Annotated in this window: 1 protein-coding gene and 1 pseudogene; both read left to right on the top strand. The window is 43.6% G+C overall.

The window, feature by feature from the left end; all coding sequences use genetic code 11:
• Positions 1–282 (top strand): sigma factor-like helix-turn-helix DNA-binding protein (locus KW502_RS15285; protein ID WP_305067278.1); only part of this gene is annotated, 282 nt, incomplete at its 5' end.
• A 40-nt stretch (positions 283–322) separates the two neighbouring features.
• A pseudogene (locus KW502_RS15280) lies at positions 323–668 on the top strand (hypothetical protein); the annotation flags it as partial.

The raw sequence follows: 668 nt of genomic DNA, 5'->3' as shown, positions 1-668 counted from the left end.
ACCGAAACGGCGAATGAGGTGAAACGCAGTATTGAAGCCCTAAAAAATATTATTCACCAAGGCCATTCCCTAGAAGATAAGGAGCGCGTTCGTTCGCTAACTATACAAGGTAAAATGACCCCAACGCAATCTGAAATCTTCCAATTGCGTTGCAAGCAGGAGTTTTCGTTTGCAGACATAGCGCAACAGCTGAATCTATCACAGCAGGAAGTACACCAAGCTTTTACGGCAGCCTATACGTTTATGCAGCAACAAGCCGAACAAGCACAAGCATCTGCTTAAGATGAAAAAGAAGACGATGAAACTGACGCGAAAAATACAGGTGGTCATTGACTTGCCTACGGCAGAAGAACGAAAGGAGGCGATCGGAAAACTTTACGGATGGCAAGATTGCGCCTATAGAACGGCTAATTTAATGGTGTCTCATCTGTATGTACAGGAGATGATGAAAGATTTTTTCTATTTATCGGAAGGAATTCAATATAAACTGGCTCGTGAACAAAAAGACGAAGCGGGAATCTTACAAACCTCCCGTATGAATACCATTTACCAAGTGACTTCTAAACGTTTTAAGGGCGAGATGCCCACCAATATCATCTCTTGCCTAAAGGCGAGCTTGTACAGTACCTTTAAAAAGAACCGTGATGCCTATTGGCGGGGCGAGTGTG

The sequence above is a fragment of the Mesonia aestuariivivens genome (genome assembly GCF_019311235.1).
In the GTDB taxonomy this organism is placed as follows: domain Bacteria; phylum Bacteroidota; class Bacteroidia; order Flavobacteriales; family Flavobacteriaceae; genus Mesonia; species Mesonia aestuariivivens.
This window is presented reverse-complemented; position numbering and strand designations above follow the sequence as displayed.